The 22,634-nt window shown below is 65.0% G+C and carries 21 protein-coding genes; 7 read left to right on the forward strand and 14 right to left on the reverse strand.

Annotated elements, in window-relative coordinates:
• Positions 1–222: 222 nt before the first annotated feature.
• Positions 223–489: a hypothetical protein gene (locus tag XI04_RS36410; RefSeq protein ID WP_028140932.1), complete on the forward strand. Its 267-nt coding sequence runs from the start codon at positions 223–225 to the stop codon at positions 487–489.
• 31 nt (positions 490–520) lie between these two features.
• Here XI04_RS36410 and XI04_RS36415 read toward each other — a convergent pair whose 3' ends face one another.
• The 4 genes from XI04_RS36415 to XI04_RS36430 are packed head-to-tail and all read right to left on the reverse strand — an operon-like array spanning position 521 to position 4,872.
• Positions 521–1,741, reverse strand: coding sequence for an ABC transporter substrate-binding protein (locus tag XI04_RS36415; protein ID WP_028140931.1), 1,221 nt, complete (start codon positions 1,739–1,741; stop codon positions 521–523).
• Between the two features lie 19 nt (positions 1,742–1,760).
• Positions 1,761–2,747 carry a Bug family tripartite tricarboxylate transporter substrate binding protein gene (locus XI04_RS36420; protein WP_271608867.1) on the reverse strand — a complete coding sequence of 329 codons (987 nt, stop codon included), beginning with the start codon at positions 2,745–2,747 and terminating at the stop codon, positions 1,761–1,763.
• Between the two features lie 42 nt (positions 2,748–2,789).
• Complete coding sequence (locus tag XI04_RS36425; RefSeq protein ID WP_271608866.1) at positions 2,790–3,986, reverse strand: CaiB/BaiF CoA transferase family protein; 1,197 nt, start codon at positions 3,984–3,986, stop codon at positions 2,790–2,792.
• Between the two features lies 1 nt (position 3,987).
• A complete protein-coding gene (locus tag XI04_RS36430; protein ID WP_095426256.1) occupies positions 3,988–4,872 on the reverse strand; it encodes an IclR family transcriptional regulator in 885 nt (294 codons plus the stop codon).
• A gap of 213 nt (positions 4,873–5,085) precedes the next feature.
• Between XI04_RS36430 and XI04_RS36435 the strand changes: the two genes are divergently transcribed.
• Complete coding sequence (locus tag XI04_RS36435; RefSeq protein WP_095426257.1) at positions 5,086–5,928, forward strand: hypothetical protein; 843 nt, start codon at positions 5,086–5,088, stop codon at positions 5,926–5,928.
• A 38-nt stretch (positions 5,929–5,966) separates the two neighbouring features.
• Here the strand turns inward: XI04_RS36435 and XI04_RS36440 are convergent, their stop codons facing one another.
• Positions 5,967–6,890: a LysR substrate-binding domain-containing protein gene (locus XI04_RS36440; RefSeq protein ID WP_028140926.1), complete on the reverse strand. Its 924-nt coding sequence runs from the start codon at positions 6,888–6,890 to the stop codon at positions 5,967–5,969.
• A 484-nt stretch (positions 6,891–7,374) separates the two neighbouring features.
• Here XI04_RS36440 and XI04_RS36445 point away from each other — a divergent pair, with 484 nt between their 5' ends.
• Positions 7,375–8,193 carry an alpha/beta fold hydrolase gene (locus XI04_RS36445; RefSeq protein WP_028140925.1) on the forward strand — a complete coding sequence of 273 codons (819 nt, stop codon included), beginning with the start codon at positions 7,375–7,377 and terminating at the stop codon, positions 8,191–8,193.
• Between the two features lie 228 nt (positions 8,194–8,421).
• Here the strand turns inward: XI04_RS36445 and XI04_RS36450 are convergent, their stop codons facing one another.
• The 4 genes from XI04_RS36450 to XI04_RS36465 all read right to left on the reverse strand — a co-directional run bounded on the left by XI04_RS36450 (position 8,422) and on the right by XI04_RS36465 (position 12,945).
• Positions 8,422–9,633, reverse strand: coding sequence for an ABC transporter substrate-binding protein (locus XI04_RS36450; RefSeq protein ID WP_152102811.1), 1,212 nt, complete (start codon positions 9,631–9,633; stop codon positions 8,422–8,424).
• Positions 9,634–9,675: 42 nt separating this feature from the next.
• Positions 9,676–10,527 (reverse strand): fumarylacetoacetate hydrolase family protein, encoded by an 852-nt coding sequence (locus XI04_RS36455; RefSeq protein ID WP_028140923.1) that lies wholly within the window; start codon positions 10,525–10,527, stop codon positions 9,676–9,678.
• A gap of 25 nt (positions 10,528–10,552) precedes the next feature.
• On the reverse strand, positions 10,553–12,076 hold the full coding sequence (gene mhpA, locus XI04_RS36460) for a bifunctional 3-(3-hydroxy-phenyl)propionate/3-hydroxycinnamic acid hydroxylase MhpA (protein WP_271608864.1): 1,524 nt from the start codon (positions 12,074–12,076) through the stop codon (positions 10,553–10,555).
• A gap of 77 nt (positions 12,077–12,153) precedes the next feature.
• A complete protein-coding gene (locus XI04_RS36465) occupies positions 12,154–12,945 on the reverse strand; it encodes a DNA-binding transcriptional regulator (RefSeq protein ID WP_028140921.1) in 792 nt (263 codons plus the stop codon).
• A gap of 144 nt (positions 12,946–13,089) precedes the next feature.
• On the opposite strand from XI04_RS36465, the gene XI04_RS36470 reads away from it, so the two are divergent.
• The gene (locus XI04_RS36470; RefSeq protein ID WP_212475340.1) at positions 13,090–14,073 is read left to right on the forward strand and encodes a VOC family protein; all 984 of its coding nucleotides are present in this window, start codon (positions 13,090–13,092) and stop codon (positions 14,071–14,073) included.
• A gap of 21 nt (positions 14,074–14,094) precedes the next feature.
• Here the strand turns inward: XI04_RS36470 and XI04_RS36475 are convergent, their stop codons facing one another.
• Both XI04_RS36475 and XI04_RS36480 read right to left on the reverse strand, forming a co-directional pair.
• Positions 14,095–14,757: a response regulator gene (locus tag XI04_RS36475; protein WP_028140919.1), complete on the reverse strand. Its 663-nt coding sequence runs from the start codon at positions 14,755–14,757 to the stop codon at positions 14,095–14,097.
• Positions 14,754–16,136: a sensor histidine kinase gene (locus XI04_RS36480; RefSeq protein WP_212475339.1), complete on the reverse strand. Its 1,383-nt coding sequence runs from the start codon at positions 16,134–16,136 to the stop codon at positions 14,754–14,756. Before XI04_RS36480 ends, XI04_RS36475 begins: the two co-directional genes overlap by 4 nt.
• A 191-nt stretch (positions 16,137–16,327) precedes the next feature.
• Between XI04_RS36480 and XI04_RS36485 the strand changes: the two genes are divergently transcribed.
• Positions 16,328–17,242, forward strand: a complete 915-nt coding sequence (locus XI04_RS36485) for a DUF3280 domain-containing protein (RefSeq protein WP_038972907.1) — start codon at positions 16,328–16,330, stop codon at positions 17,240–17,242.
• Here the strand turns inward: XI04_RS36485 and XI04_RS36490 are convergent.
• From XI04_RS36490 to XI04_RS36500, 3 genes are read right to left on the reverse strand one after another with little or no spacing between them, the layout of a single operon-like run.
• Positions 17,232–18,263 carry an L-idonate 5-dehydrogenase gene (locus tag XI04_RS36490; RefSeq protein WP_038949991.1) on the reverse strand — a complete coding sequence of 344 codons (1,032 nt, stop codon included), beginning with the start codon at positions 18,261–18,263 and terminating at the stop codon, positions 17,232–17,234. The two genes, XI04_RS36485 and XI04_RS36490, sit on opposite strands and share 11 nt — an antisense overlap.
• A 21-nt stretch (positions 18,264–18,284) precedes the next feature.
• The gene (locus XI04_RS36495; protein ID WP_028140915.1) at positions 18,285–19,052 is read right to left on the reverse strand and encodes a glucose 1-dehydrogenase; all 768 of its coding nucleotides are present in this window, start codon (positions 19,050–19,052) and stop codon (positions 18,285–18,287) included.
• Positions 19,053–19,064: 12 nt separating this feature from the next.
• Complete coding sequence (locus tag XI04_RS36500; RefSeq protein WP_028140914.1) at positions 19,065–20,264, reverse strand: mandelate racemase/muconate lactonizing enzyme family protein; 1,200 nt, start codon at positions 20,262–20,264, stop codon at positions 19,065–19,067.
• A 183-nt stretch (positions 20,265–20,447) separates the two neighbouring features.
• Here XI04_RS36500 and XI04_RS36505 point away from each other — a divergent pair, with 183 nt between their 5' ends.
• Positions 20,448–21,215, forward strand: a complete 768-nt coding sequence (locus XI04_RS36505) for a GntR family transcriptional regulator (protein WP_212475338.1) — start codon at positions 20,448–20,450, stop codon at positions 21,213–21,215.
• 24 nt (positions 21,216–21,239) lie between these two features.
• The gene (locus XI04_RS36510; RefSeq protein ID WP_038972904.1) at positions 21,240–22,604 is read left to right on the forward strand and encodes an MFS transporter; all 1,365 of its coding nucleotides are present in this window, start codon (positions 21,240–21,242) and stop codon (positions 22,602–22,604) included.
• The last annotated feature ends 30 nt before the right edge of the window (positions 22,605–22,634 follow it).

Below are 22,634 nucleotides of genomic sequence, written 5' to 3' on the forward strand. Positions count from 1 at the left end.
GCTATCGCAGGTCAACTTCGGTGCATGGCCGCCTGGATCGACTCCAATGTCGATAAGGTGACCATGGAGTTCCTGTCGCATCAGCGCCAGGCGGCGTAGCCCCACGCAATCCCTGCCGATATGGACCACCGGCACGCCAGAGCGGCCGGTGGTTTTTCTATGGCCTCAGCTCGGCAGTGCGCTCGCCACAGGAACGATCGCGCGCCTGCGGCTTTGCCGGTGATGGCGCACATTATCTTCAGCGACTACCGCAACCCCGCCGCCGAGCAGGCCTATGATATCGCCTGGAACTTTCTCACGCGGACGGGCGCCATCGGCGACGAGTTCGAGGCCTGCGTGTTCCTGGCACAGCGCATCACCATGATGGTCGAGGAGGGGCAGATGAACCGGATCCGGATGGCCAACCGCGCGATCTCCGAATATCAGCGCCATGTCGGCCAACGCGACGATGTCATCCGCAGCGGCAGCCGCCTCGCTGGAGGGCAATGAGCGCCGCAGCGGAATTGCGCCTGTCGCCGCCTCACTCTTTCGCTTCGTCTGTCACGATGTCGCCGAGCTTCTGCCAGCGCTGGCCGTCGAACTGCACCATCTGGAACTGCTTGTTGACGCGATAGTCGGTCGGGGTGGTCGTGACCGAGATCCCCGGCAGCGTCAGGTCGAGCTCGACGTTCTTGAGGCTGGCGGCCTGCCGCATCACGTTGTCGCGAGTGAGGTCGTCGCCGCATTGCTTCAGCACCTGAACCAGCAGCTGGGCGGTGATGTACCCATAGACGTTCAGGTTCGAATCCTTGTCGCCGTCGGGATAGTATTTCGCCATGAAGGCGAGGTAGCGCTTCATGCCGGGATCGTCCTTCCATTCTGGATCGGCGGCATCCTTGACGTAACCGACGCTGACGACACCCTTGGAATTGTCCAGACCTGCCGGCTTCAGCACGGCGCTGAGCGAGGAGGCGTTGATGTCGATGATGTGCAACGGCTTCCAGCCGATCTCGGCGACCTTCTTGATGGCCTGCGCCGCCTGTTTCGGCGTGGTGGCGCTGAACAGCACGTCGGCGCCGGCATCCTTCAGCCGCAGGATCTGCGAGTCGATCGTCGGCTCGGTGATCTCATAGGATGTCTCGGCCACGATCATCTTCGCCTTGTCGCCGAGGCCGGCCTTGAGTCCGGCGAGATAATCCTTGCCGAGGTCGTCGTTCTGGTAGAGCACGCCGATCTTCGCGTTCGGATGGTTCTTCAGCAGATATTGCGCGTAGATGCGGCCTTCGACGAGGTAGGAGGGGTTGAATCCCATAGTCCAGGGAAAGTTCTTGGGATCGGTGAAGCGCGCCGCGCCAGTCGCGGCAAACAGCTGCGGGATCTTCCTGGCGTTGAGATATTTCTGCACGGCGACGTTCGGCGCGGTGCCGATGATCTGGAACGTCAGCAGCACCTCGTCGCTTTCGACCAGCCTGCGGGTCTGCTCCACGGTCTTCGGCGGCGAATAGGCATCGTCATACTGGATCAGCTCGACCTTGCGGCCGTTCACGCCGCCCTGGTCGTTGATCATCTTCATGTAGGCGGCCTGGGTCTTGCCGATCACGGCATAGGCGGAGGCCGGGCCGCTGAGCGGCACGGTCTGACCGACCTTGATCGCCGTGTCGGACGCGCCGGAATCGTATGTCTTCTGCGCCTGCGCTGCCGCGCTCGACAGCACGAGAAGCAGTGCGGAGGCCGCGATCTGTTTGAGAAGAGTGCTCGTCATGTCCGGTCCTTCCCGATTGCTATTCGCCCTTGAGACCGGCGTCGCGGATCAGCTTGGTCCATTTCTGCGTCTCGGCGTCGATGAACTGGCCGAACTCGGCCGCGGTGCCGGCACGCACTTCGAGGCCCTGGGCGGTCAGCTTGTCCTTGATCGCGGGCTCGGCGAGCGCGCGCAGGACTTCGGCCTGAAACCTGTCGACGATCGCGCGCGGCGTCGTGGCGGGCGCCATGAAGCCGTACCAGCCGGCGGCAGCGACGTTGGGAAAACCCTGCTCGCGCAGTGTAGGCGCCTGCGGGTAGAGCGCGCTGCGCTCGGGCGAGGCGACGCCGAGCACGGTGAACTTGCCGCTCTGGATGTAGGGCAGGGCGGTCGGCAGCGCCGTCAGCGTGGCATCGACGCGGCCGGCAAGCAGCTCGGTGTAGGACGCGGCATCGCCCCGGAACGGAATGTTGAGACCCTTGACACCGGCGTCGCGAAACAGGAGCTCTCCGGCAAGGTGCGGCTGCGAGCCGGCGCCGGGAGACGCGAAGGTCAGCCCGTCCGGTTTCGACTTGCCGTAGGCGATCAGTTCGGGGAGCGTCTTGAACGGCGCGTCGGCGCTGATGATGAGGAAGAGCGGCGCGACCACGACCATCGCCACCGGCTGCAGATCCCCGCGGTCATAAGTCAGCTTGCCGAACAGCGCCTCGGCGGTTGCGTAGGGAGCCGCGACATAGAGAATGGTGTAGCCGTCGCCCGATGCATGGGCGACCATGTCGTTGGCGATGCGGGTGCCGGCACCGGGCTTGTTCTCGACGATGAACTGCTGACGGAGACTGCGGCCGAACTCTTCGGCGAGCAGTCGCAACGAGATGTCGTTGGAGCCACCGGGCCCGTAGGGCGAGATCAGCCGCACCATGCGCGAGGGCCATGCATCCTCGGCCTGGGCCGTCAGGCCCGAGCCGGCGGCGAGCCCGCCTGCGAGCGTGCCCAGCAGGGTTCGGCGGGTGACCTTGAATGATGTCACTGTTTTCTTCCTCCCTTTTTATTGTTGGTCTTCTTGTCAATTTCAGATCACCTTTCGCGCGGTGAGCCTTTCGATCTCCTGGTCCGAAAGGCCGAGCCAGTTTCGAAACACCTCGTCATTGTCCTCGCCGACGTCGCCGGCGGCGTGACGCAATCGCGCGGGATCATTGGTGAAACGCGGAACGACATTGGTCATGGCGACGGTGCCGAAATGCTTGTCGGCAACGCGGGTGATCACCTCGCGCGCCTTCACTTGCGGATCGCTCGCGATCTGGTCGATCGAATAGATCGGGGCGAGCGTGCCTTGCGCTGCATTGAATCGCGCGAGGACCTCCTCGAGGGGATGGGCTGCGCACCAGCCGGCGAAGATGTCGTTGAGCTCGGCGGCGTGCCTGACGCGCCGGTCGTTGCTGGCGAAGCGCGGATCGGTGATCAGGTCGGGGCGCTCGATTGCCCGGCAGTTCGCGGCAAACAGTGCGTTGGTCGAACCTGCCAGCGTCACCCAATGATCGTCGCTGGTGCGAAACACGGCGGCCGGCGCCGAATAGCCGTTGGAATTGCCGATCCGGCTGCGAACGGTGCCGAGCTGGTCGTGCTCGATGGCGAGGACGTCGAGCAGGCGGAAGGTTGCCTCAGTCAGCGAAAGATCGATCTCCTCGCCGGGCGCATTCGGGTCGCGCGCCCGTTTCCACAGCGCCGCGAGCACGCCGACGGCGCCGAACAGGCCGCCGATCGAATCCCCGATCGGGTATCCCGGATGGGTCGGTTCGCCGTCGCTCTCGCCTGTGATGTAGGTAAGCCCGCCCATGGCCTCGAAGATGCGGGCAAAGCCGGGTCGCTCGCGATAGGGCCCATCCTGCCCGAAGGCGGTGGCGCGCAGGATCACGAGGCGCGGCTGGATCGCCCACAGCACCTCCTTAGGCAAGCCCCAGCGATCGAGCGTTCCGGGACGGAAATTCTCGATCAGCACGTCGAAGCGCGGAAGCAGCTGCTTGAACAGCGCAAGTCCTTCCCCGGTGCGCAGATCGAGCGTGGCGAACTTCTTGTTGCGGTTGGCCGCCTTCCACCACAGCGGCTTGCCGTACTTGAACGGCGGAAACGACCTTACGCCGTCGCCGTTTCCGGGCATCTCGATCTTGAGCACCTCGGCGCCGTAGTCGGCCAGCAGCGTTGCTGCGAACGGCGCTGCAATGATCGTTGCGATGTCGAGAACTTTCAGTCCCTCGAGCGGTCCAGCCATGTCATTTTCCGGCGCTTGTGATCTTCTTGGTCTTGCGCGGCGGCGCGGACTCTGCCTGCCCGACGATGGCGCGGATGCTGTCGGCGAGCGCCGCGATGCGCGGACCGATCTCGCCCTCCAACTGGCCCGGCTGGAGCCGGAACGCGGGGATCCCGCAATTGATCGAGAACGACTGCTTCGATTCGCTGGCGTGAAACAGCGGCGCGGCGACGGCATGGATGGAGGCCATGTACTCGCCCCAGCAGGTGCAGAAGCCGCGGCTTTTGCATTGCGCGATCCCGGCCCGGTATTTGTCGCGAAAGGCCGACCACAGCTCGGGGTCTTCAGCACCGATGTTCCGCTCGAGCCGGTCTGCATCGGCTGGCGGCAAGGTCGCCGCCGCGGCGCGTCCCATGGCGGTCATCACCACGGGAATCGGCATGCCGATGTCGGGCGCGTGCGGTCCGACATCGCCGGAGCGCGCGGTCTCGACATAGATCATCGAGGTGGCGTCGAGCAGGCCGATCGAGACCGTGCCGCGGACGCTGAGCGCCAGCTCCTGCATCATGGGCCGCGCCATCTGGCGGAATTGCATCCCGGCAAGCAGAGGATGCGCGATCCGCAGTGCCCGCGCAGCGACGCGGTACTTGGCGCGCTCGGCGTCGTAGCGGAGGTAGCCGAGCTCGGCCAGCGTGTGCGTCAGCCGCGCCACCGTCGGCCGCGGGATGCCCGTCAACGCCGACAGCTCCATGTTACCCAGGAGCGTGCTCCCGGCCTTGAACGCCTCGAGCACGACGAGTCCCTTTGCCAGTGTCGTTGCGAAGGCGGCGTCATCGACACTGTCCGCCAGCACTGCGGCGGCGGAGGAGAGCGGATGTCGCGGTTTGGATGAATCTCTCGGGGCCATCCACGAATATCAGACGGTCAAATTACTTCTGTCCAATAAATTCGACAACATCGGCGAAATTGTCCGATATGTGGACACCGATATCGCGTCGACGTTTTCGTTGAAGGACGCGCCGGACCGGGCCGCACACACAGATTTTTGTCGTGATTGCATGTCGTGTTGTGACAGGATTATTACGACGACATGTCAGATCGATAATTTGCGGAGCGGTTCATGTTGCAGTGGCAGGCGCGGTCAAATCCCCTCGCGTGGTGGTGGGGATCCCTCACGCTCGTGAGCGGCGCCAACATCCTGGTGTGGTTCATGCTGTACCGCGAATTCTACCCGACGCCTGCGGGCAGCCTCAGCGGCGGCTCTGACATCGGGCTGATGTTCCTGCTGTGCGCCGGCTACGTGTTCGGCTGCGCGTTCCGCTCGTTCCTGCCGCGCGCCGACGTGCAGCGCATCTGCCTGTTTGACACCTGGCTGTCGAGCGTCGTCGTCGGCCGCACGGTCGCGACCGTGGCCGAGCTCTGCTTCGTCGCGCAATGGGCCATCATCCTGCATCAGCTCGGCAAGATGACGGGCGCCGAGACCGCGGTGAACATCGCGCTCGTCATCGTGCCGATCATCATCATCGCGGAGTGCTTCTCCTGGTACGCGGTGGTGACGACCAACTTCCTCTACAACGCGATCGAGAACTCGCTGTGGGCGGTGACCTTCTTCCTCGCCGGCATCGCGCTGTGCCGCCTGATGCCGGAATTCCAGGGCGTGGTGCGCTGGGCGCTGATGTCAGGCATCGTCGGCATCGCCTGCTTCCTCGCCTTCCTCGTCACCGTCGACGTGCCGATGTATCTCAGCCGCTGGCGGGCCGGGCACGCCGAGGGCAACACGTTCCTGGGCTTCCTCGAAGGCCTGCACGACGTCTCGACGCGCTGGGTGGTGACCCACGACATCGCGCATTGGAAGGGCGAGCTGACCTGGATGTTCCTGTATTTCAGCGCCGCGGTGTGGTCGAGCCTCGCGCTCTGCGCGCTGTATGCGATGGAAGGCTATCTGGCGCAGTATCTGGCGTAGGGTTGCGCACTTTTCCGGATCAGGCTTCGTGCCGCCACCTATTGGGCTTCAACATAGCGAATGATGCTCTGATTTTGCACGTTTGCGACCAATTCATCCGCACGGGATAGCAGCCGACGCAGCAAGGGCGACGGATTTTCCCGATTGTATCCCAGGGCCAACTCGACTGTTGGCGTGCCGCCGTCAAGTGCTCTAGCGACGACGTTTGGTGCCAGCATGTTCTGCGCATAGAGGGGTACGAGGCTGATTCCGCCCGTGGAAGCCACGAGTGACATGGCCGATGATATGTTCTCGCCTTCGTACTTCGCGTTCAGAGTAATCCCGACCCGAGCTGCGTAGTTCTGGATGACCTCTTGCAAGACCGGAGACGTTCTTGCCGAGCTGACATAGATTTCGCGGGCGAGATCCTGGGGACGAATCTTTTTGCGCGATGCCAGGTGATGTTCGGCCGGCAGCACGGCGATCAAAGGCTCCTTCGCCAACTGTTTGAAGACGACGCCCTCATTGTCTTTCTCAGGACGGAGGAAAGCGATGTCCAACTTCCCCTGCATCAATGCGAGCGCAAGTTCCGGTGACGATTGCGTGCTGAGCGTCACCTGGAGATCGGGGGCTTCCTCGCGGAGGATACGCAGAAGCTGGGGGAGCCACATGACCTCCAACCCGACGAGAAATCCCATGGAGAGGGTGGGCTTTTGCGGTTGCGCCGTCTGCCGGGCTCCCTCCGTAGCCGCCTGAACCTGCAGCAGCGCCAGCCTCGCGTGATCAAGAAACACTCGTCCGGCTGCGGTCAGCGTTACGCCGCGCGGCTGGCGCTCCAACAACTGAACGCCGACTTCGGATTCGAGATCGCGGATCTGCCGGCTCAGCGATGGCTGCGAGGTGTTCAGCCGGCGCTGGGCGGCAGTCAGCAGGCTGCCTTCTTCAGCGACGGCAACGAAATAGCGCAGATGCCGGAGTTCCATGGTTCCTCGTATATCTCTGAGGCATAGCTCCAAGCGTACAAGGTCTTAGTCATCGGCAAAAGGGAGATTTACCGTCACGCAGTCTTCAACCAAAAAAGGACAACGAACAATGTCTTCGCCGAAGCATAGTATCGTCTTCAGCAAAGTGATCCCAGCACTCAAGGCCGACAGGAACGGCGTGATCGCAATTCAGTGCGGCCTCGACAATTCTGCAGCGCGATCGAGAGTGGCGACCCTCATTTAGCGGGAAGCGCGCGCGAATGCGCAGGAGCGACGAATAGCGCCGCGCCGGATCCGGCGATAACGCGTCGGCGATCGGGTGTTGGCACGGCAAGGGCTTGCCGGCGAGGCCGCTGAACATCGTGTCTTTCAGGAAGCCAAAGGGCGCGATCTGTGGCCTGATCAGCTTGGGCCTGCCTGCTTTTTCAGACCCCCGTCCGCAAACTTTTCAACAAAGATCTAACAGCGCAGATGGAGCGACTCGATGTCGACGATCACGACTACAGACGGCGTAAGCATCTTCTACAAGGATTGGGGATCAGGTCAGCCGATCGTGTTCAGCCACGGCTGGCCGCTGACAGCGGACGACTGGGATGCCCAGATGATGTTCTTCCTTCATCACGGGTATCGTGTGATCGCCCACGACCGGCGCGGCCACGGCCGGTCCGACCAGCCCAGCACCGGCAACGACATGGACCATTGGGTTGACGACCTCGCGGCCCTGACTGAACACCTCAACCTGCGCGACGCAATCCACATTGGGCACTCGACAGGTGGCGGTGAGGTGGCTCGCTATGTCGCTCGCCACCAGAAGCGCGTCGCGAAGGCGGTTCTGGTCGCTTCACTGACGCCGAACATGTACAGAAGCGAGAACAACGCGTCCGGCCAACTCCCGGCGTGGTTCGAAGCGATCCGGGCAGGCGTGCTGGGCAACCGGGCGGAATTTTACCGTTTCGTCCCTGAGAATCCGTTCTACGGGTACAACCTCGATGGGGCCAAGCCTTCGGAGGCAATCATTGCGAACTGGTGGCGCCAAGGCATGGCCGGCGGTGCTCTCGCTCACTACGCGACTGTCGACTCTTGGCTCGAAGATTATACCGAAGACCTCAAGAAGATCACCGTGCCGGTGCTGGTGATGCATGGCGAGGCTGATCAAGTCGTCCCGTTCGCAAGTTCCGTGCCGCGTGCGGTCGACTTGCTTAAGAACGGATCGCTGAAGACCTATCCCGGCTACCCCCATGGCATGCTAACCACGCATGCGGATGTCCTCAACCCCGACCTGCTCTCGTTCATCAAGTCTTGACGACATCTCTCATCCATTATCGCCTTCCCGCACGAAGGAGATGCCGTTTGCAAGGCGGCCTCTCCTTCCAGTTCAAGAGACGGTATGCGACAGTCGCTTTTTGGCCCATCGCAGACCTACCGCGGCGCCCGCCGAATTGTCCGCTATTGTCAGAAGCAAACGTCATACCTCTCAGCATGGCGGACATCGAATGCGTGTGATCTGGAGTCACGAGTCCACGCCTCGGCACTACTTTCCCACCAGGCTGCACTTGCTGCGGTCGAGCGGACGGAAGGCCTGGTCGGGCGGGATCGTCGCGACCAGCTTGACGAAATCCCACGGGCCTTTGGACTCTGCGGGTGTCTTGACCTGCACCAGATAGAGATCGTGCACCATGCGCTGGTCCTCGCGGATGCGGCCGTGGGGCGTATAGGCATCCGACACCGGCGTCGCTTTCATCTTCGCCATCACGGCGGCGCTGTCGTCGGTATCGGTGTCCTTGATCGCCTGCAGATAGTGACGCACGGCGGAATAGACGCCTGCCTGGATCTGCGAGGGCATGGCCTTGCGTCGCGCATAGAAGGCGTCGGAGAATTTTCGCGCGGCCGGCGAGACGTCCTCGAAGAACGAGGTGACGATGAGGTCGCCGCGGGTTGCCTTCAGCCCGACCGACTCGATGTCGACGTTCTGGAACGACATCGGCACGATCTTGATGCCCTGGTCGGCGAGGCCGAACTCCTCGGCCTGCTTGATGGCGGTGGCGTTGTCGCCGGCGACGTTGATGGCGAGGATCTTGGCGCCCGACGACTGTGCCTGCAGCAGGAATGAGCTGAAATCGGGCGTGCCGAGCTGCGCCTTGACGCTGCCGGCGACCTTGCCGCCGAGCTCCCCGATACGGGCGCGCGCGGTCGCTTCGATCGAATGCCCGAAGGCATAGTCGCCGGTGATGAAGAACCATGGCTCCTTGCTGGTCTGCATGATGCCGGAGACCACGGCGGTCGCCGTGGAATAGGCGTCCTGGGTCCACTGCACGCTGGTCGGCGCGCAGGCCTCATCGGTGAGCTGGTTGGCACCGGCGCCGGAGACGAGGAAGATCTTGCCGTTGCCGCGCACCAGCTCCTGCACGGCGAGAGCCGCGCCGGAGCTGCCGCCGTCGGCGACCGCCTGGACGCCTTCGCTGAACCATTTGCGGGCGAGCGATGCCGCCAGATCCGGCTTGTTCTGGTGATCGGCCTGCAGGATCTCGATCGGCTTGCCGTTGATCTTGCCGCCGAACTCCTCCGCGGCCATCCGTGCCGCCTCGACCGAGCCCGGGCCCATCGCGGTCGCGAACACGCCGTTCATGTCGGTGAGCACGCCGATGCGGATGGCATCGGCCTTGATCTCGGCGCGCGCAGGCGGGCCTGCGAGCGCCAGCGTGATGAGCAAGGTGGAGGCGGACGTCGTACGGAGGTTGGCCATGGCGTTTCCTGACTTGTCGTTCTTGATTGCTCGAAGGCGTGGTCAGACCGGTTCGGCGACGACCGTGTTGCGCAAGGTTCCGATGCCGGAGATCTCGACCTCGACGGTATCGCCGGGACGCATCCACAGCGGCGGCGTGCGCTTGGCGCCGACGCCGCCGGGCGTGCCGGTGACGATGACGTCGCCGGGAACGAGCGGGCAGATCGTGGAGATGTAGGCGATCAGCTCGGGAATGCCCGTGATCAGGAGGTCGGTGGTAGTGTCCTGCACGACGGCGCCGTTCAGGCGCGTCCGCAAGGTGAGCTTCGACGGATCTGGAATCTCGTCCGTCGTCACCAGCCACGGACCGAAGCTGCCGCTCTCCGCAAAGGTCTTTCCGGAAAGGAACTGGCTGGTGTGGCGCTGCCAGTCGCGGATGCTGCCTTCATTGTAGCAGGAGTAACCGGCGATGTGATCGAGCGCGTGGCCAGCCGGGATGTGCCGGCCTTGCTTGCCGATCACCAGCGCGAGCTCGCCTTCATAATCGAAATCGTCGCTCACTTTGGGCTTCACGATCGGCTGGAGATGGCCGACCTGGCTGCAGGGAAAGCGCACGAACAGCGCCGGCTTCTCGGTGACGGTGCGCCCGGTCTCGGCGACGTGGTCGCGGTAGTTCAGGCCGACGCAGATGATCTTGCCGGGATCGGGGATCACCGGTGCGAAGGTGACTTTGTCGAGCGGATGATCGGGCGCAGCGGACGCGACGATCTTTGCCGCCTCGCCAAGGCGACCGGCTTCGAGCAACTGCCGCAGCGTGGCGCAGGGCGCCATGCGCGCGCCGAGATCGACGACGCCGTTGTCCTTGACGGCACCGAAAGAGGCGCGGCCGTCGGCGATGAAAGAAAGCAGCTTCATGAGATGTCCTTGAAAGTGGGTTCGATCAGGCCGCGGACGGCGCTTGGGTTAAGGGAATCTGGGTTGCAGGAATGGCGGCGGCGACGAGTCGCTCGAGCTCGGGCTCGTCGCGGGCGGTGCCGCGGATGTAACGGTCGGGACGAACCAGTGCGGCGATGATGCCGTGCTTGCGCAGCCAGTCTCGGACGCCTTCGGCGTCGTCGCCGGCGAGGATCTCGATCCCGGCCTGCGCCAGCGCCAGGCGCGACGGCAGTGCGGCCGCGGCCTCGACGAGCAGCACATGATGATAGCCGGTCCGGTCGTCGCTGCGGCCTCCGTCGCGCAGCATGAATTGCGGTGCGAGATGGCCGGCGAGCGGCAGGTCGCCGAACGTGAGCCCGGGGCCGAGCAGGGGCTTCTTCACGTCCAGCTTGACCGGCGCGTTCTCGCGCGCTTCGCCGGCAGCAAGGCCGGCCTCGATCGCCTTGGTGTTGATCACGCCGCCGAGACGGATGGCGAGCTCGATGAACTCGCGCACATGCGGCTGGCGCTCGCTCTGGTAGGTGTCGAGCAGATCGGGTGCGGCGCCGCCCTGGATGATTGCGGCGAGCTTCCAGGCGAGGTTGGCGGCATCGCGGATGCCGGCGCACATGCCCTGGCCGAGGAAGGGCGGGGTCTGGTGCGCGGAATCGCCCGCAAGAAACAATCGGCCGCTCCGCCATTGCCGTGCGATGACCGAATGAAACGTGTAGACCGCGGCGCGTTCGAGCTCGGCATCATCAGGCGTGATCCAGCGCGACAGCAGGTCCCAGACCTTTGCCGGTTGCGCGATCTCCTGAGAATCCTCGTCCGGGAGGATCGTGATCTCCCAGCGGCGCCGCGTGCCGGTGCCGCGCACATAGGTCGCCGGCCGCCTTGGATCGCAATGCTGGAGACTGTAGTCGCCGAGATCGTCGCGCGCGCGCTTGAGCAGCACGTCGATCACCAACCAGCGCTCGTGGAAGCCGAGATCGTCCATGCTGGAGCCGATGAAGCGGCGGACCAGCGAGCGGGCGCCGTCGCAGCCGATCACATAGCCGGCGCGGACCTCGCTGAGCTTCCCGTTCGAGAGGTCCTCGTAGCGGACGCGCACGCCGTCTTCGACCTGGTCCAGCGCGAACACGTCGCAGCGGCTGCGCAAGGTGACGTGCGGCCAGCGGGCGAGGCCGCCGATCAGCACGTCCTCAAGATCAGGTTGGTGAAAGCGGTAGCTGAGATGCCAGCCCATCGGCGTCAGCGTCTGCGGGCGCGACCAATCCAGCAACATCTTGCCGTTGGCGTCGAGGAAGAGCATGCCGGGGCTCAGGATGACATGCGGCAGGATCGCGTCGGCAAGACCGACGGTCTGGAAGACGCGCATGCATTCGTCGTCGAAATGCACCGCGCGCGGCAGATGATAGGTCTGCGTCTCGCGCTCCAGCACCAGTGTCCGCACGCCGCGGAGGCCGAGCAGATTGGCAAGTGTCGCACCAACCGGCCCGCGGCCGACGATCACGACATCAAATTCTTCGGGGGCGGATTTATCTTGCATGGGGCTATCTCTTCCCCAAGCCGCGCCGCAGCATCAACGCCGCCGCGCCAAGTGTCCGCCCAGCGGACGGACGGAGTCTAGACCTCGACCGGGATGGCCGCGGCCGTCTCCTGAAGCTGCGCTGCAAATTGCGCAATTGCCTCCTCGATCCCCAGTGCCGAGCGAATCCAGATGATGGAGATGCAACCGAACACGACGCCGCCGCGGACGATGGGTACGGCGATCGAAGCCGTCTTGGGATTATACTCGCCCTCGCTGCGGATCGCGTAACCGCGCCGGGCAGTCTCGGCAATCATGCGGTCGAGGCGGGCTTCGTCGAGAAAGGGGCGGTCGTCGGCCTCGTCGATCCGGCGCAGATGATTGACGATGAGGTCGCGCTCGCGCGCCGGGCAGGCGGCGAGATACGCGCGCCCGGCAGAGGTTCGCAGCATCGGCAGACGCTTGCCGATCATGCCGCGGTCGATCGAGAGCGGGCTGCGCGAATGGGTGGTTTCCTGCACCACCATCGCGGCGTTCTCATAAGTCGAGAGATCGACGGGCCAGACCAGGGTCTTGCTGAGTTCGGCAAGATAAGGCGCTGCCGCCTGGCAGATCACCACGCCGGGGTCGTAGCCATCGCCGAGGCTCAGCGCGCGCCGGGTGACGCGAAAACGGTCGTCGCTGGCGCTGCGCGCGATATAGCCAAGTTCCTCCAGGGTTTCGAGCAGGCGATAGACGGTCGGGCGGGGCAGGTCGAGCGCGCGAGCAACGTCGCCGGCACGGATGCCGCCCGAGCGATTGACCTCTCGCAGCACGTCAAGTCCGCGCTTAAAGGCGCGGACGCCTTCCGACTGCCGTGGTGCGCCCGTCCCCGTCCGCTCCTTGGACACTTCGCATTTCCTCCCTTGTGGCGCACGGTCCCGCGATTATCGTTGCGAACGCGAAGCGATTGCGGAACGCCACCGTAGAATCGTGCGCAGCCGGTATCAAGTTCGCCGCATTGCGGCACACGCGATGCCTTCGGGAGGAATTCGATGGAAATCACCGCGCTCGGTTATATCGGGATCAACTCATCGCAGCTCGATCAGTGGGGCCGGATGGCGACGGGGCTGCTCGGCATGCAGCAGGTCGATCGCGGCGGCAAGATGCGCGCGTTCCGCATGGACGATCGCAAGCAGCGGCTGATCGTCGACGGCAGTAGCGACGCCGGCCTTGCAGTGATGGGCTGGGAAGTTCCATCCATGGCAGAGCTGGATCAATTGGCGGGACGGCTCGAAACCCACGGCGTCAAGGTGACGCGCGGCTCGCGCGCGCTGGCCGACGAGCGGCATGTCGCCGAACTGATCGCGTTCGTCGATCCCGCCGGCAACTGGCTCGAGGCCTTCTGCAAGCCGGAGCTTGCGAGCGAGCCGTTCAAGCCGAGCCGACCGATCTCGGGCTTCCGTACCGGCGCGCTCGGCATGGGGCATGTCGTGCTCAACGTGGAGGATGTCGAGCCGCTTTTGCCGTTCTACCGCGACCTGCTCGGCTTCCACGTCTCGGATTTCGGGCTGAAGCCCTATGGGCTGTATTTCTTCCACGTCAACGGCCGCCACCACAGCTTTGCGATGGTCGGCTCGGGGCGCAAGGCGATGCATCATTTCATGGTCGAGCTCGGCAGCCTCGACGATGTCGGTCAGGGCTACGACCTCGCGCAGCTGGACGAGGGCCGTATCGCCTATACGCTGGGCCGGCACACCAACGACCACATGACCTCGTTCTACGTGAATACGCCGTCCGGGTTCTTCATCGAATATGGCTGGGGTGCGCGCGTCATCGATCCCGAGACCTGGCAACCGCACGAGACCTTCGACGGCCCGTCGCTGTGGGGCCACGAGCGGCTGCATATGCCGGAGGAGCAGCGCAAGCGCCTGCGCGACATGCGGCTCGATGCGGCAGCGCGCGGCGTTCGCGTCGCTGATCCCCGCGTGCCGCCGCTCAACTGCGCGTGGCTGGACCAGGTGGTCGCGCGCGAATAATCGACCGCTTCTCGGGGTCTATCACGCTTCGCCGAGATCCGGCTCGGTCAACAGTCCCTGGCGCAAGGCGAGGCGGACCAGCTCGATGTCGGAGCCGACGCCGAGCTTGTCCTTGATCAGGGAATGCAGGTTCGCCACCGTCTTCGGGCTGACATGCAGCGTTTCTGCAATCTCCTCCGTCGTCCGCTCCGCGAGCAGCAGCCGCATCACCTCGAACTCGCGCGCGGTGAGGACGTCGGCGGCCGAGCTTTCGCCGCCGAGCCGGCTCAGCGCCAGCTCGTGGTCGATGTCGGGGCTGATGGCGATCTTGCCGGCGAGCACGTCCATCACGGCCCGTACCAGCGTTTCCGGCGGGCTGGTCTTGGTGACGTAACCCCTGGCGCCGGCGCGGATCGCCTGCACGGCGAAGCCCGCATTCTGATGCATGGTGAAGATGAGGATCCTGGCGCCCTTGTCCCATTGCCTGATCCGCCTGACGGCCTCGATGCCGCCGATGCCGGGCATGCTCAGATCCATGATGACGAGGTCGGGCGCCTCGGATTTGTACAGCCGGTAGGCCTCTGCGCCGTCAGCGGCTTCGGCGATGACGCGCAGGCCCGGCTGCTTCTGGAGTACGGAGCGATAGCCCTCGCGGACCACGGAATGGTCGTCGACCAGCAGGATGGAGGCATCGGCCGCGCTCATGCCGCATGCTCCAGCGCCTGCCGCTCGGCGGCGGTGAGCGGAATGACGACGCGCAGCGCCGAGCCGCCGTTGGCGCCGACTTCGAAGCTCATCCGGCCGCGCAAGGCCGCAACGCGCTCGCGCATGCCGAGCAGGCCCATGCCGGATTTGCTGGAGGCATCGTTCGGCCGGCCATCGTCGTCGATGGCAAGCGCGATCTCGTCTGCCGCCATCGTCAAATGCAGGTCCACCTTGGTGGCCCCGGCGTGCTTGGCGGCGTTGGTCAGCGCCTCCTGCACGATGCGGTAGAGGTTGGCGCTGATCGCGGCGGGCAGGGTCTCGACCGCGCCGTCGAAATGGATCGAAAAGCGCGTCTCGCCGCGGCTGCGTCCGTTCCAGCCCGCGACGAGGCCTTCCAGGCTCGCCACCAGCCCGAGCTCCTCGACGTCGGGCGGGCGCAGCCGGAACAGCGCGCCGCGCAGCGTCTCCATCATGCTGGTCGCGGTCCGCGCGATACCGTCGCATTCGCCGAGCAAAGCGGGGCAGTCCTGCGCGGCGCTCTGGCGGGCGGAGGAGGCCAGCGCGCGGATGGCGGCCAGCGACTGGCCGAACTCGTCGTGCAGCTCACGCGCCAGATGGCGGCGCTCGTCGTCCTGGAGCGCGATCAGCTTGCGCGTCAGCTCGCTGCGCTCGGCGAGCGCATTATCGAGGCTTTCGGCGAGATGGTTGAAGCCGTCGCGGATCGCGGAGAGTTCGGCCAGATCGAACGGCGGCAGCCGCGCCGAGAGGTCGTTGGCGGCGATCCGCTCGAGGCCGTTGCGGATCAGGCGGGTCGGGCGCAGCGCGCGCGCCAGCGCGGCGTAGACCAGCAAGCACAGCAGCGGCAGCGCGATCGCAAGCGCAATCATCAGGCGGCCGGCCTCGTGCCAGGCCTCCGCCGTCTGCACGGCCGGATCGACCGAGACCACGGTCTCGCCGAGCTTGGCGCCGCGCACGATCACGGGCCGTGCCGCTTCGCGGCCGGGGTCGAACAGGCTGCGATAGAAGGCCGCGAAGACCTGCGGCGACGGGCTCTCCGGGGCAGGCGCACCGCTGCAGAACCGCTGCAGCATCTCGCCGCTCGGTCCACGGAATGCCAGACACAGGCCGGGCGTCATCACATAGGCGGCGACGGGATCGAGGTTCGGAAAGTCGCGCGGGCCGGCCACCCACTGGATCTTGCCCTGCTGCAGCTCCAGCGACTTCGCCACGATCGCGGCGATGCCGTCGATGCGCGTGTGCACCGCGCGTTCGGCCGCGATCAGGAAATAGGCGGAGATTGCGGCGAAGCAGGCGGCCGTTATGGCGGCCACGCGCAACGTCAGACGGACCTTGAGATCGAATCTCGGGCGGTTCCACATCGGGCAGCACCTAGCGCGAACAGGTTTGTCGCCGCCGCATTAAACGGCAGAACGCCAGCCGCGCAAAGCGCTACGCGTTACCGCAGTGCAACGACGTGAAATTTTCCCGGCGCTCGCCGGGACGGGCCCCGTTGCAGGGTGTAGGGCTGCTGCCGAGATTTGCCGATCGCTCCATCTGCGAGGCTCCGCTCATGTACCTCTCCCGGTTGATCCTCCCTGCTTTTCTCCTTGCTGTCCTCGTGGGTGTCCGGCCTGCCGGCGCGGGCACCGAGGCGGCCGCCGCGGCACCGGCCGGCGTGTCGATCGAGGATTTCCAGTATCTGGATACGTCCGGCGAGCCGGTCGACCAGACCGCCGTCCACGAGAAGCGGCTGGGCGCGTTCATGGTCGCGCTGCGACGGGATGTCGGGGCGGACAAGCGCTATCAGCTCACGCCCGCCGGGCAAGCCGATGCAAAATTCAAGGTCGTCGGCGGCGTCCAGAAGACGAGCACGCTGGTGCAATGGGCGCGGGTCGCCGTGATCGATACCGCGGCCAAGAAGGTCCTGTTCGAGAAGCTCTACACGTTCCGCGGCGACAACGACGAAGCCTGGGACCGTGCCGAGGCGTTCCTCGCCCGCGAGGTCATCGCGGCGCTCGGCACGCCCGCGCCGGTCGCGCTCGCCGTGTTCGATTTCGAGCTCGAGGACATGACGGCCGCATCTGGGAGCACCTTGGCCGGTTCAGACGCATCGTACCTCGCCGAGACCACCGGCGGCGTGCGTGACGTGCTCGGCCAGTCCGGCCGCTACCGCATCGTCGAAATCGGCAGCGCGAGCGGCGAGGCGGTGAAGGCGCGCGCGTTACGCGACTGCGGCGGCTGCGAGGCGGCGATTGCGAAAGAGCTCGGCGCGGATCAATCGCTGATCGGCGTGGTGCGGCGGGTCAGCCGCACCGAATACACGCTCGGCTTCCAGCTGCGTGATGCCCGCACCGGCGCGGTGCTGGCGCGCGGCGACAGCGGCCTGCGCCTCGGCGCGGACTATTCGTGGAAACGGGGCGCCGTGCGGCTGGTCAGCGACCGGCTGATCGAGAGCCAGCAGGCCGAGGGCGCAATTAGAAAGTAAGCTGCACCTTCATCGACTGTGAGCGGTCGCTGGCAAGCTCGAAGGCGGCGACCGCGTTCTCGAACGGCATGGTGGCCGTGATCAGCGGCTTCACGTCGATCAGGCCTTCGCCCATCAGCCGCACCGCCAGCTCGAACTCGGGATCGAAGCGGAAGGTGCCGCGGAGCTGCAATTCCTTGGCGACGATGGAATTGATCGGCAGCGTCATCTCGCCGCCGAGACCGAGCTGCACCAGCGTCGCACCCGGGCGGAGCACGTCGAGCGCAGTGCGCAGCGCCGCCTGATTGCCGGAGGCTTCGAACAGCGTGTCGAACACGCCCTTGCCGGCGCGCCAGGGATCGAGCGCCGTGGCATCGGCCGCGACATTGATGGCATGCGTCGCGCCGAGTTTTCTCGCGACCGCGAGCGGCGCCTCGGCCACATCGGTCACCACGATCTCGGACGCGCCGCCGAAGCGCGAGACCAAAATCATCAGCGCGCCGATCGGGCCGCAGCCCGTGATCAGCACGCGCTTGCCGAGCAGGGGGCCGGCCTGCTTGCCGGCATGCAGGCACACCGCGAGCGGTTCGGCGACCGCAGCTTCCGCCAACGAGAGCTTGTCGGCGATCGGCACCGCTTGCGTGGCATCGACCGTGATGAACTCGCGAAAGCCGCCTTGCACGTGAGGAAAGCGCATCGCGCTGCCGAGGAAGCGCATGTCGAGGCATTGGTTGCGCATGCCTTCCTGGCAATGCAGGCATTGGCCGCACGGTCTGCTCGGATTGACGGCAACGCGCGTGCCTGTTTTCACGCTGGTGACGCCGTCACCGACGGCCGCGACCACGCCGGCGATCTCGTGCCCTAGCGCCATCGGTTGCTGGATGCGGACGACGCCGAAGCCGCCGTGATGGTAATAGTGCAGGTCGGAGCCGCAGATGCCGCCATTGGCGATCTTGACGCGGACTTCGCCCGGGCCGGGCGCCGGATCGGGATAGTTGTCGATCCGCAGATCTTTCGGGGCGTGGATGACGACGGCGCGCATGGCTTGCTCCTGGTTCGCGGATCACATCGCGGCGATCATGCCGCCATCGACATAGATGATCTGGCCGTTGACGTAGGTCGAGGCGTCCGACGCCAGGAAGATCGCGGCACCGACCAGCTCGTCCGGCTTGCCCCAGCGCTTGGAGGGGATGCGGCCCATCAGCCAGTTGTTGAAATCGGTGTTGTTGACCAGCGCCTCGTTCATGTCGGTCAGCATGTAGCCGGGACCGATCGCATTGGCCGTGATGCCGTGCTGGGCCCATTCCACCGCCATCGAGCGGGTGAGATTCTTGATGCCGCCCTTGGCCGCGGTGTAGGGCGCGATGGTCGGGCGCGCGAGCTCGCTGCCGAGCGAGCCGATATTGATGATCTTGCCGTGCTTGCGCGGGATCATGCGCTTGGCCGCCTCGCGGCCGATCACGAAGGCGCTGGTCAGGTTGGTCTCGATCACCTTGCGCCATTCGTCGGTGGTGAACTCCACCAGCGGCTTGCGGTGCTGGATGCCGGCATTGTTGACGACGATGTCGACCGCGATGTTCTTCTTGTCGAAGTCGTTGAACGCCGCGACGATGGCGGGCTCGTCGGTGACGTTGAAGGCTGCGCCTTCGGCCTGATGCCCGGCGGCGCGAAACTCGGCGACGGCCTGCTCGACTCGCTTGGGATCGACGCCGTTGACGATGATCTTCGCGCCGGCCTTGGCCATGCCCTCGGCGATGGCGCGGCCGAGGCCGCGGGAGGAGCCGGTCACGAGCGCGGTGCGGCCGGAAAGATCGAAAAGAGAGGTGCTCATGTCAGAAAGTCCTTAGGCGTTGGAGCGACGCACGGTGAGATCGGAGCGGTCGAATACGGCGGGCAGGAGGTCCACGCCGAGACCGGGGCCTTCCATCGGATAGACAAAACCGTCCTTGATCACGGGCATCGTGGTGACGAGCTCATTGTACCAGCCTTTGTAGAAGGCGCGCACCGATTCCTGGATCAGCGTGTTGGGCTGGCTGAACGACATGTGGATGGCGGCGATGAAGCCGATCGGGCCGATGCAATCGTGCGGCGCGAAGGGCCGGTGATAGGTCTCGGCCATCGCCGCGATCTTGCGGCCCTCGGTGAGACCGCCGGTCCAGCACAGATCCGCCATGACCACATGCATGGCGTCGCGGTCGAGCATGTCCTTGTAGGGAAAGCGCGAGCCCAGCGTCTCGCTGGCGCAGACCCAGACGTCGGTCGAGCGGGCGTATTCGGCCAGCGCCTGCGGCGAGTTCATGCGGATCGGGTCTTCGTACCAGGTCGGCTTGTACGGCTCGAGCGCGCGCGCGATCTGCTTGGCGGTCGGCAGGTTCCACAGCGAGTGGAGCTCGACCATGATCTCCATCTTGTCGCCGACCGCTTTGCGGATCTTCTCGAACGGCTCGATCGCCTGCTTCATCTGGGCTGCCGTGATGTAGAGGCCCTTGTTTTCCTGCGCCGCCGGATCGAACGGCCAGATCTTCATCGCGGAGATGCCGCTCTCCAGCAGGCTTTCGGCCAGCGCATCGGCGCGGTTCATGAAGCCGTCGAGATCTTCATAGGGGCCCTTGGCGGCGCCGAGATTCCAATTCGAGACCGGGCTGATGTTGGTCGAGCGGACATATTGCGTGCCGGCGCAGGTGTTGTAGATGCGCTGCTTGTCGCGGCAGAGGCCGCCGAGCATCTGGTGCACCGGCTGATTGCAGACCTTGCCGAACAGGTCCCACAGCGCGATGTCGATCGCGGAGGCCGCGCGATACTCGACGCCGGTGGAGGACTGCGCCATCGGCAGGTTCAGCATGTCGCGGTGGATCGCTTCGATGTGCAGGGGATTGCGGCCGAGCAGGCGGCCCGCAAAGGTATCGTGAATCTGCGCCTCGACCGCGCCCGCGCCGTAGAAGGTCTCGCCGAGCCCGATCACGCCGGTGTCGGTGTGGATTCGTACCCAGATGACGTTGGAGAATTCCTCGGTGCGCAGGGTCTCGATCGACGTGATCTTCACTGCAACAGTCCTCCCATGATAAGGCGCCTCGCGCCCGTCTTGTTGTTCGTGTCTATGCCGGTCAAAACCGGCGATCTCGGCGGGCAGTCATACGCCCGCTTGTAATATATCACAACATGTTTTAAGGATGTCACAAATATGCCGCCGCTCGATCGCGCGAGCAGGGTGGCAGGGGAGGACAACATGGCACGGCGCAAGCGCGCGCTCGAAGTGGTGAGAAGCGACGAGGACGGCGAGAGCAGGCCCTCCCGGCGCAACCGTCTCAACTTCTTCGAGCTGGCCTATCAGAGGATCGAGGAGCTGCTCGTTCATTGCGAGCTCAAGCCCGGTCAGTTCATGACCATGCTGGAATTGCAGCAGATCACCGGCTTCGGGCGCACGCCGGTGCACCACGCCGTCAATCGTCTCTCCGCCGATACGCTCATCATCATCCGTCCGCGCCACGGACTGCACATTGCGCCGATCGATCTTGCGCGCGAACGCATGCTGCTGGCCTTGCGCCGCGACATGGAGCGTTTCGTGATCCGCCTTGCGGCCGATCGCGCCAGCCTCTCGCATCGCAATCAGGCGCTGCACATCGAACGTCTCCTGCGCGAGCGCCGCGCCAGCCTCACCCTCGACGAATTCAACCACATCGACCGCCGCATCGACGCGCTGGTGCTGGAAGCCGCCGGCGAGCCGTTCCTGGTGCACACGCTGCGGCCGCTGCACACGCTGTACCGGCGCATCGGCTACATCCACCACCGCTTCATGCCGGGGCAGGCCGATCTGTCGGGCACGATCGATCGTCATCTCGCCATTCTCGCCGCGGTGGCCAGCCGGCGCGTCGACGACGCTGTGAAGGCGAGCGATGGGCTGATCGACTACATGGGCGAGATATTCACGGGCATGGAAGCGGGGATCGACCCGCGCCTGCTCGATTGCAGCATCGAGCCGCTGCTCGGCACGTAGCGAGTTTTGAAAAGAGGACCAAGCATGACAACGATGGCGATGCCACAACCGACCGCGAACGAAGCCGCGGTCCGCTACCTCATCACGAACTACAGCCCCAAGGGCAACAAGGTCGGCTGGCTGATGATGGCCTCGATCCTGGTCGAAGCCTGGGACCTCTATTCGATCGCCTTCGTGCTGATCTTCATCAAGGAGCAGTACAATCCCACGGCGCTGATGCTGGGCCTCGCCGCGGCGGGCACGCAGGGCGGGGCCCTGATCGGCGCGCTGCTGGGCGGCTGGCTGTCCGACAAGATCGGCCGCCGCGTCATGTTCCTGGTGACGATGGTGATGTTCATCGTGCTGGCGCTGGCGCAGGCCTTCGTGCCTGACGTCACCTGGCTCATCGTGATCCGCTTCCTGCTTGGCATCCCGCTCGGCTCGGACATCTCGACCGGCTACACCTACATCATGGAATCCATGGCCAAGGGCGAGCGCGAGGTCATGGGCAACCGCTGGCAGTTCATGTTCGCCGTCGGCGAGGTCCTCACCATCGGCGTCATCGTGATCTTCCTCTTGATCGACATGCAGCACGAGATGCTGTGGCGCGTGACGCTCGGCCTCGGCGCGGTGCCGGCGCTGATCATCCTCCTGATGCGCCACGACGTGCCGGAGACGGCGGTGTGGCTGGTGCAGAAGGGGCGCTATCGCGAGGCCAAGCGGGTCGCGCGCGAGATGTTCAACGACAATCTCGACATGCTACCGGATCAGGATGTGGTTGTTCCGAAGACCAGCACGCGTGCGTTCCTCGCCGACCTCAAGAAGGATCCGATCCGCTGGCGCGCCACGGTCTACGGCTGGATCGCCTGTTTCACCCAGGCGAGCGAGTTCTCGACCTTCGCGTTCTATTTGCCGGTGCTGTTCGTGATGGTCGGCGTGTCGAGCGTGCTCGGCATCAACCTGGTGACGATGGCGCTGTTCTCCTTCGCCGCACTGTCCGGCTGGGTCGGGCCGCTGCTGACGCCGAAGATCGGCCACCGCGGCATCGCGATCGCCGGCTTCTCGATCGTGCTGGCCTCGCTGCTGGTCGCGGCCTTCGCGCTCTACACCGACAACAAGATCCTGCTGCCGTTCGCGGCCGCCGCGATGCTGTGGGGCCATTATTGGGACGCGTCGAACTGCATGACGATCCCGACCATGGTCGCCAAGCCGAAATATCGCGGCACCGCCAGCGGCTTCGCCTACATGTTCGTGAAGCTGCCGTCGTTCCTGGCGATCTTCCTGTTCCCGACGGTGTTCGCCGCGATCGGGCAGGCGAACGCCACGCTGATGGTCGCGATCTTCCCGCTGATCGGATTGCTCGCCGCGATCTTCATCCTGCCGGAAGTCTACGGCTACGAGAACGACTGACGAGGCGCCACCCGGTCGCGGCGTCGCCGC

It is taken from the genome of Bradyrhizobium sp. CCBAU 11430 (assembly GCF_028128855.1).
GTDB classification, from domain to species: Bacteria; Pseudomonadota; Alphaproteobacteria; order Rhizobiales; family Xanthobacteraceae; genus Bradyrhizobium; species Bradyrhizobium ottawaense.